General features: G+C 32.6%; 8 protein-coding genes and 1 other RNA gene. 4 read left to right on the forward strand and 5 right to left on the reverse strand.

The genetic code is table 11. The features are described from left to right. Window positions 1-40 precede the first annotated feature (40 nt). Window positions 41-1,279, reverse strand: coding sequence for an imidazolonepropionase (hutI, locus tag FPG59_RS11550; protein WP_086454752.1), 1,239 nt, complete (start codon window positions 1,277-1,279; stop codon window positions 41-43). 11 nt (window positions 1,280-1,290) lie between these two features. Beyond that, window positions 1,291-2,367 carry a glutaminyl-peptide cyclotransferase gene (locus FPG59_RS11555; protein WP_086454759.1) on the reverse strand — a complete coding sequence of 359 codons (1,077 nt, stop codon included), beginning with the start codon at window positions 2,365-2,367 and terminating at the stop codon, window positions 1,291-1,293. Between the two features lie 87 nt (window positions 2,368-2,454). Between FPG59_RS11555 and ffs the strand changes: the two genes are divergently transcribed. The 4 genes from ffs (at window position 2,455) to fsa (ending at window position 4,451) form a co-directional block, all read left to right on the forward strand. Further along, window positions 2,455-2,552: signal recognition particle sRNA small type (gene ffs, locus FPG59_RS11560), an RNA gene on the forward strand. Between the two features lie 81 nt (window positions 2,553-2,633). After that, a complete protein-coding gene (locus FPG59_RS11565) occupies window positions 2,634-3,437 on the forward strand; it encodes an SDR family oxidoreductase (RefSeq protein WP_086454753.1) in 804 nt (267 codons plus the stop codon). 3 nt (window positions 3,438-3,440) lie between these two features. Beyond that, window positions 3,441-3,641, forward strand: a complete 201-nt coding sequence (locus FPG59_RS11570) for a hypothetical protein (protein ID WP_086454754.1) — start codon at window positions 3,441-3,443, stop codon at window positions 3,639-3,641. 153 nt (window positions 3,642-3,794) lie between these two features. Beyond that, window positions 3,795-4,451 (forward strand): fructose-6-phosphate aldolase, encoded by a 657-nt coding sequence (gene fsa, locus FPG59_RS11575; protein ID WP_086454755.1) that lies wholly within the window; start codon window positions 3,795-3,797, stop codon window positions 4,449-4,451. 227 nt (window positions 4,452-4,678) lie between these two features. On the opposite strand, the gene FPG59_RS11580 is transcribed toward fsa, so the two are convergent. The 3 genes from FPG59_RS11580 to FPG59_RS11590 all read right to left on the reverse strand — a co-directional run. Continuing rightward, a complete protein-coding gene (locus FPG59_RS11580) occupies window positions 4,679-6,118 on the reverse strand; it encodes an MFS transporter (protein ID WP_086454756.1) in 1,440 nt (479 codons plus the stop codon). Window positions 6,119-6,286: 168 nt separating this feature from the next. Beyond that, window positions 6,287-6,994: a LytTR family DNA-binding domain-containing protein gene (locus tag FPG59_RS11585; RefSeq protein ID WP_086454757.1), complete on the reverse strand. Its 708-nt coding sequence runs from the start codon at window positions 6,992-6,994 to the stop codon at window positions 6,287-6,289. After that, the coding region (locus tag FPG59_RS11590) for a sensor histidine kinase (protein WP_369596815.1) at window positions 6,984-8,070 on the reverse strand (1,087 nt) is incomplete at its 5' end. The genes FPG59_RS11585 and FPG59_RS11590, both read right to left, overlap by 11 nt.

Genomic DNA, 8,070 nt, shown 5'->3' on the forward strand with positions numbered 1-8,070 from the left:
CCATATAATAGGAAAGAGGAACCCAATGGTTCCTCTTTTTTTATGTTATGATTTCTCCTGTAATTATAACAGTTTCTATAAGATTACTTCCAAAAGCGTATGGCAATTGATAATAGGACGAAACAGGTTTTGTAATAATTAAATTTGCGACTTTGCCTCTTGTGATACTTCCATGCGTGGTAGCTAAATCCATGGCGTATGCACCGTTTATTGTGGCTGCGTTGATAGCTTCTTCGGGTGTCATTTTCATTTTTATACAGGCTGTAGCAACTACAAAGTTCATATTTCCTGAAGGTGTAGATCCTGGATTAAAATCTGTAGCAAGTGCAAGCGGTAGTCCCGCACTTATCATTTTGCGAGCAGGTGTATACGGAATACTCAAAAAATACGAACATGAAGGCAATGCTACAGGCATAACGTCAGTATTTTTTAAAGCTTCAATATCCTCTGGTTTCATTACTTCAAGATGATCAACTGAAAGGGCATTGTATTTCGTTCCCGCTTGGATTCCGCCTATAGAATTGAATTGATTGACATGTATCTTTGGCTTTAAGCCAAATTTAATTCCGGCTTCCATAATTTGTTGGGTCTCTTCAACAGTAAAATAACCTGATTCGCAAAAAACATCAATGAAATCAGCTAGTTTATTTTTTGCAATTTCAGGAAGCATTTTATTGATTATTAAATCAATATAACCTTTGTTATTTTCTTTGAATTCCAATGGAAATGCATGTGCACCTAGAAAAGTAGCTTTGATAGAAACAGGATAATTTTGTTTTAATCGCTGAATTACTCTAAGCATTTTTAATTCTCCTTCAACGGTTAAGCCGTATCCTGATTTAATTTCAACAGCTCCGGTACCTAATTGCATGACTTCTTCTAGTCGTCCCTTTGATTGTTGATAGAGTTCTTCTTCTGAGGTTTCATTTAGTTTTTTAGCAGAATTTAAAATTCCACCACCACGATTTGCAATTTCCTCGTATGTCATGCCATTAATACGGTCAACAAATTCTTGTTCACGGTTTCCTGCATACACAATATGCGTATGGCTGTCACACCAAGACGGTAAAACTATTTTTCCCGCTGCATCAATGGTTTTATTAGGTGTTGTTTGAGGCAACTCTTCCATAGTGCCAAAATCAGCAATAAGTCCGTTTTCTATAATAAGATAGGCATTTTTTATTGTGGGTAAAACAGCCATATCAGCACCAGAAACTTTCAAAACGGAAGAATCTCGAACTTGGAGCAATTCTTTAATATTAATGATTAATGTTGTCATTGATAATGAAATTATTCAGTGATTTTAATTTCGAACATTTTGTCCCAATTTTTACCTGTCACAAAAATGGTTTTTGTTTTAGGGTTGTAAGCAATTCCGTTTAAAACATCCGTGTCCGGTAATTGAGTGATTTTTTTCTTTAAGTCCGCAAGATTTATAATAGCTTCAACCGCTCCATTTTTTGGGTTTATCACTGCAATAGCGTCTTTTTGATATACATTTCCATAGATTTTTCCATTAACCCACTCTAGTTCATTAACGGCTGCTACTTTAGAGTTTAAAGAGTACACCTGAATTTGGTCAATAGGTTTAAAAGTTTCTGGATTTAGTATATGTATTGTTTCTGAGCTATCTGTCATGTATAAATGGGTGCCGTCATTAACTAATCCCCAGCCCTCCATTTTTTTAAAGTAAGGCATTGTTTTTTCTTTTTTGAAAGTATCGGCATTGTACACGTATCCTTCATTGTTTTGCCATGTTAATTGGTATACTTTATTATTAAGAATTGTAATGCCTTCGCCAAAGTATTGATCAGCTAATTCCACTTTTTTATACACTTCTCCAGTTTTATAATTTGTTTTTCTTAAGCTAGAGATTCCTTTTATTCCTGTTCCGTTTCCAGCTCCATTTCCAGTTCCTTCATACAGCGTATCTCTATAGAATTCTAAACCTTGAGTATAAGCAGCATTGTCGTGCGGGTAGGTATTTACAATGGTATATTTTAATAATTTTGGTTGAATATTAGAAACTAATTCAACGCTTGAAGTAGCTTCTGAATTTTGTCCTTCGAAAAACACTATAGCCTTTACGTTTAGGAATCCTAATTTTTGGTCTTTAAAATCTAATTTAAAAGGTGTATTTCCTTTGTTTGACGCTATCTTTTTATCATTAACATAAAATACAATACTGTCAATTGTTTTAGAATTGCTGTTTATAATATTTATATCAAGAGCATCATTTGGGGTGTATTGCAGTTTAAATTTAGAATTATCTATGCTAAATACACTATTTTGAATATTTTTTGTTTCGTTACAACTGTTAAGAGCTATTCCTAATAAAATGACAGATAGGAAGTTATATTTTTTCATAATCGTTTTTTTTGTTGTACTAATATACAACGTTATTTTTAATGAGTAAAGCACTTGCAAAAATATAAAAAGATTGTATATTTGCATCGGCAAGTCCTACACGACCAGCTCCTGCAGACTCCCCCAGGATGGGAACATAGCAAGGGTACGTGGTTGAGCGGTGCGATGTAGGTCGCTTGCCATTTTTTATTTCTTTTCAGTAAATGTAGTCTTCCTTAGGGAAGATTTTTTTATTTTTGACCAATCCTAATGTAAAAATAAAGTTGATGAGTAAGGTAGTTTTAATAACCGGAGGTTCTTCAGGAATAGGGAAGTCTGTTGGAGAGTTTTTGCAGCAGAAAGGTTTCACTGTTTATGGAACTAGTAGAAATCCAGAACGTATTCTAGATTCTGTTTTTCCTTTAGTAGCTTTGGATGTAAGGAATGTTAATTCTATTCGTGCGGCTGTGGCCAAAGTTATTGAAACCTCAGGAAGATTGGATGTTGTGATTAATAACGCTGGTGTGGGTATTACGGGACCATTGGAAGAAATTCCGATGGATGAAATTAAAAATAATTTTGAGACTAATTTTTTTGGTCCTATTGAAGTCATTAAAGCTGTTTTGCCGCAGATGCGTTCTCAAAAAGCAGGTTTAATCATCAATATAACGTCAATTGCAGGATATATGGGATTGCCTTATCGCGGGATTTACTCCGCTTCAAAAGGGGCACTTGAATTAATTACCGAATCCTTGCGAATGGAAGTAAAGTCTTTTGGGGTACATATTACAAATGTGGCTCCGGGTGATTTTGCTACAAATATTGCTTCGGGTAGGTTTCATGCTCCAGTGATACAAGGATCTGCTTATGAGAGTGCATACGGGAATACCTTAAAAACAATGGATGAGCATGTAGATAGCGGTAGTAATCCAACTGAAATGGCCGAAGCGGTTTATAAAATTATCCAAACTCCTGAACCAAGAATTCATTATAAAGTTGGAGTTTTTATGCAGAAATTCTCAATTGTGTTAAAGAGAATTCTTCCTGATAAAATATATGAAAAAATATTGATGAACCATTATAAACTTTAGTCTATGAGTATTATTTCCGAGTTTTTACCTCTGATTTTTAGTATATTAGTTATTGCGGGTGTCTTTTTTACGGTGTTTTATATACTTAAATCATTAAGTGATAAAATTAATAATGCTGAGCTTTATCGAGAAGAATCACTTTCTGTTTTAGAAGAAATTAGAGATGAATTAAAAGAATTGAATAAAAAGAATTCTCTTAAGTAGTTATAAATTGTAATTTTGCACGGGTTTTGCGTGAGGGATTGCAGTGGAAATCCTTTTATTTTTTTCTTTAAAAAATAAAAGATTGTAACGAAAAGCCCGACCCTTGGGTCACGCCCAAAGAATTAGAAACACACAATTAAATATAAAACAATTATGAAATTTTTTATTGACACGGCTAATTTAGCTCAGATTAAAGAGGCGCAAGCATTAGGCGTTTTGGATGGCGTAACTACAAATCCTTCCTTGATGGCCAAAGAGGGCATAACAGGAAAAAACAATATTTTAAAGCATTACGTTGATATTTGTAATCTAGTTGATGGTGATGTGAGTGCCGAAGTAAATGCTTTGGATTACGAAGGAATGGTGAAAGAAGGTGAAGAATTAGCAGATTTACACGATCAAATTGTGGTAAAATTACCCATGACGAAAGAGGGTGTAATGGCTGCTAAATATTTTTCGGATAAAGGAATTAAGACTAACGTAACTTTAGTATTCTCTGCGGGTCAAGCATTATTGGCTGCAAAAGCGGGTGCTACTTATGTTTCTCCATTCATCGGTCGTTTAGATGATGTGTCTACAGACGGTTTGGCTTTGATTGAAGAAATCAGATTAATTTATGATAACTACGGGTATGAAACCCAAATTCTTGCCGCTTCTGTACGTCATACGATGCACATTGTAAACTGTGCAAAAATTGGTGCTGATGTGATGACAGGTCCTTTATCTGCTATTTATGGTTTGTTGAAACACCCATTGACTGATATAGGATTAGCGCAATTTGTGGCTGATTTCGAGAAAGGAAACAAATAGATTTGAGATCGTAGACTAACAATTTCTGTTTGAGATTTTATAGTAATTAAAACTCCCATTATGTATTGTAATGGGAGTTTTTTTTGTTTTTATCTAAATCGATTGAAAATGTACTAGTTGAAACTATCAGATGAATTTTATATGGAGATTCTCAGTGATTTGAGTTTCAACAAAAAATCCCATTCTAATAAGATAGAATGGGATTTTTATATTATTTGAAACATTTTTTAGTGTCCTCCAGAAAGTTTTTTATCAAAATCAATACCTTGAGCTCTTAAAATTCCACTTACTTTCCAAGCATAAAAAGCTAGATAAGCAAAGCATAAAATACCAATGATATAACTTTGTTGGATTCCAATTCCTTCAGCAACTTTTCCTTGTAAAACACTGATAAAACCACCACCCATAATCATCATAATTAAGAAACTACTTCCTTGACTAGTGTTTTTTCCAAGTCCACTTACCGCTAGGGTAAAAATACAAGGCCATAATGTACTGCAAAATAATCCAACACTCGTGAATGCATATACACTTATCATTCCGCTAGTTGACATTCCTATTGCTGTGGCAATAATTCCTAAAGTTGAAAATATTAATAACATTCGGGCTGGATTTCCTTTACTAGCCATATCAGCTGCAATTAGAACCAAAATCACTAATCCGTAAACATAAAATGGAGTCAAATCATGATTTGCAATAGCATTAACTCCTAAGAACACACCAAAAGCTAAATAAGGAGCAATGAATCGTAATATTCTTTGCAAACTCATATCATTTGTAAACGCCTCTACCGCACCAGTCCAACGACCAATCATTAAACTAGCCCAATACAGTGATATATATGGAGCTACATCTTTTGTTAAGAATCCTAATTTACTTTCCATGTAAGCAGGTAAATTACTAGCAGTAGAAACTTCAACACCAACATACAAGAAAATTGCAATCATACCCATTACTAATTGAGGGTATTGCAAAGCTGATTTTTTTGCAGGAACTCCATCGTGAGCTTCTGTTTCTTCAACTAAAGCTGGTTTGTCTGGCAAAGAAGAAAATTTTAAAAGGATAGCAACAAGTAAAAATGCAACACCTAAAACCAAATAAGGAATTTTGACGCTTTCTATACTTGCGCTTGTATTGGCATTAGCACTTGATCCAAAAATGGCAAAACTAACGATAAGTGGACCAATAGTAGTTCCAAAATTATTAATTCCTCCAGCTAATGTAAGGCGCTGAGAACCTGTAGATATTGGGCCTAAGGCAATTGCAAGTGGGTTAGCAACAGTTTGCTGTAAAGAAAAGCCTAAACCTACAATGAAAAGCCCAGCAAGCATTAAAGTAAATGATCCAGTATTAGCAGCTGGATAAAATAGAAGTGTTCCTAAAGCTGAGATTAATAGTCCCAATGAAAGACCATTTTTATAGCCAATTTTATTCACTAAATCTTCTTTAAGTACAACTGAAACCCCCATATATATTAAAGATCCAACAGTGTATGCAATGTAAAATGCAAAAGCTACTAATTGACTTTCGCCTTGAGAAAGATTAAATGCGGTTTTAAAAACTGGGATTAAAATGTCATTACTTGCAGCGACAAATCCCCAAAAGAAGAAGACGGTTACTAGAGGAATAAATTGCCCCCAATTGGTTTTTGAATTTTCAGAATTCATGATTTAGTTTAATTAATAGGTTAGTAAAATAATTCTTGCTGCAATAGGGTAAATGTATTTCTTAACCAACATAAAAAAAAATTATTTCTAATAAATTTCGTTAGTTTTAAACCAACAACCAGTTTTATTCAACAAAAGACTTTTTTGTAATATGGAAAGTTAAGGGAATTAATCTAAAATTTTACTTTTCACTTCTTTACTATAATTTCTGCCTATAGGTATGGTATAGGAAGCTATTTGTATTCTATTCCCTTCAATTGTTTTTACTTTATCCAAAGCGATGGAGTAAGATTTATGAATACGAATGAAGCGATCTTCTGGAAGTTCCTCAGTTAAAGAAGAAAGTGATTTATGTGTAATATAGGTTTTTTCGGCGGTAACTACTTTGATGTATTCTTTCATTCCTTCAATGAATAGAATTTCATCAATATTAATTTTTACCATTTTTTTATCTACTTTGATAAAAATATACGGATCTATACGATGATTCTCTTGTTTTGTAGCTATTCGGTTTTGAAATTCACCAGTTATTTTTGTTGTACATTTTATAAATCGAGGCAGCGGGATAGGTTTAACTAAATAATCTAAAACATCCAAATCATAACTTTCGGCGGCAAATTCTCGGAAGGCGGTAGTAATAATAATCTTGGTATTCGAATTATTTTTATACAATTGGATCAACTCAAAACCAGACATGAGAGGCATATTTATATCTAAAAATAGTGCATCTGTTGTGTTGTTATTCAAAAAATCTAAGGCTTCAATAGAATTATTAAAAGTTGCTATAACTTCAAATTCTGGAAAGTTTTGGAAATAGTTGATTAATACTTTAATAGCCAATGGTTCATCATCAATCAATACACACTTAATCTTCATTGTTTATAGGTATTTGTAAACGAATTATATAGAAATTAAATTTGATTTGATGGTTTAACTGATAATTGTCTTTAAATAGTAATTTTAATCGTTCTTTAGTATTAGTTAGACCAATCCCATTTTTAGAGTTTTCATTTTGTGAAAGTACAAAATTATTTATTATTTCAAAATCGAGTGTTTTATTGTTGATGATTTTGCAGTTAATCTTTATGGTTAAGTCCTTGTTATTTATTCCGCCGTGTTTGAACGCATTTTCTATCAATGAGATTAATAATAAAGGAGGAACATGTATATTGTCAAAATTAGATTCTAGATTAATAAAAACAGTAGCATTTTCAAATCGTAATTTTTCAATTTCAATGTAATTCTGTATGTAGTCAAATTCTTTTAGTAATGGAGCAAACTTGGCTCCTTCAATATCATAAAGAACATATTCCATCAAATGGGAAAGTTTTATAATTACATCAGGCACTTTTTTTGAGTCTTCTAAGGAAAGCGCATAAAGATTATTTAAGGTATTAAAGAAAAAATGAGGTTGGATTTGTGTTTTTAAGTATTCAAGCTTTATTTTATATTGATTCTCTCTAAGAGTTCTATTGTTTTCTCTTTCTTTTAGCCAAGTTAATGTCAGGTAGATTGAGGACGCCATTGCTAGAACATATAATTCACCAATACAAACAGCAAGAATATGATTGATTTCAAAAGGCTGATAGTCTCTATTGGCTTCAGGCCAAATGTTTTTTGAAATAATGTAATAGGTTAATCCCGTTTTTAAAATATAAATGCATCCTAAACTAGTTAATAGAGCAAATGTATAATGAAGGTATTTTGATCTTAAAACAAATCTTGGTACTAAAACAAATAAATTAAAATAGACTAAAGGTATGTGTAATGCAAATTCGATTAGATTTGACTTAAATGAATATTCATAATCATTGAAGTAGGCACCCCATCTTAAAAAATTCAATAAAAAATACAATCCCCAAAACCAAAAATGATTTTGAATTTTGATTTCAAATTGCATATCTTTTATTTTATCCATGGTTTTGGAGCCTATTAGGAAATAAGTATACAAG

This window comes from Flavobacterium sp. FPG59, from assembly GCF_002150205.1.
Taxonomy (GTDB): Bacteria; Bacteroidota; Bacteroidia; order Flavobacteriales; family Flavobacteriaceae; genus Flavobacterium.

Excerpts from the sequence above, each read along its gene's own strand:
- FPG59_RS11570 (WP_086454754.1), top strand. The coding sequence starts at position 3,441 with ATGAGTATTATTTCCGAGTTTTTACCTCTGATTTTTAGTATATTAGTT.
- hutI (WP_086454752.1), bottom strand. The coding sequence starts at position 1,279 with ATGACAACATTAATCATTAATATTAAAGAATTGCTCCAAGTTCGAGAT.
- FPG59_RS11585 (WP_086454757.1), bottom strand. The coding sequence starts at position 6,994 with ATGAAGATTAAGTGTGTATTGATTGATGATGAACCATTGGCTATTAAA.
- FPG59_RS11565 (WP_086454753.1), top strand. The coding sequence starts at position 2,634 with ATGAGTAAGGTAGTTTTAATAACCGGAGGTTCTTCAGGAATAGGGAAG.
- FPG59_RS11555 (WP_086454759.1), bottom strand. The coding sequence starts at position 2,367 with ATGAAAAAATATAACTTCCTATCTGTCATTTTATTAGGAATAGCTCTT.
- fsa (WP_086454755.1), top strand. The coding sequence starts at position 3,795 with ATGAAATTTTTTATTGACACGGCTAATTTAGCTCAGATTAAAGAGGCG.
- FPG59_RS11580 (WP_086454756.1), bottom strand. The coding sequence starts at position 6,118 with ATGAATTCTGAAAATTCAAAAACCAATTGGGGGCAATTTATTCCTCTA.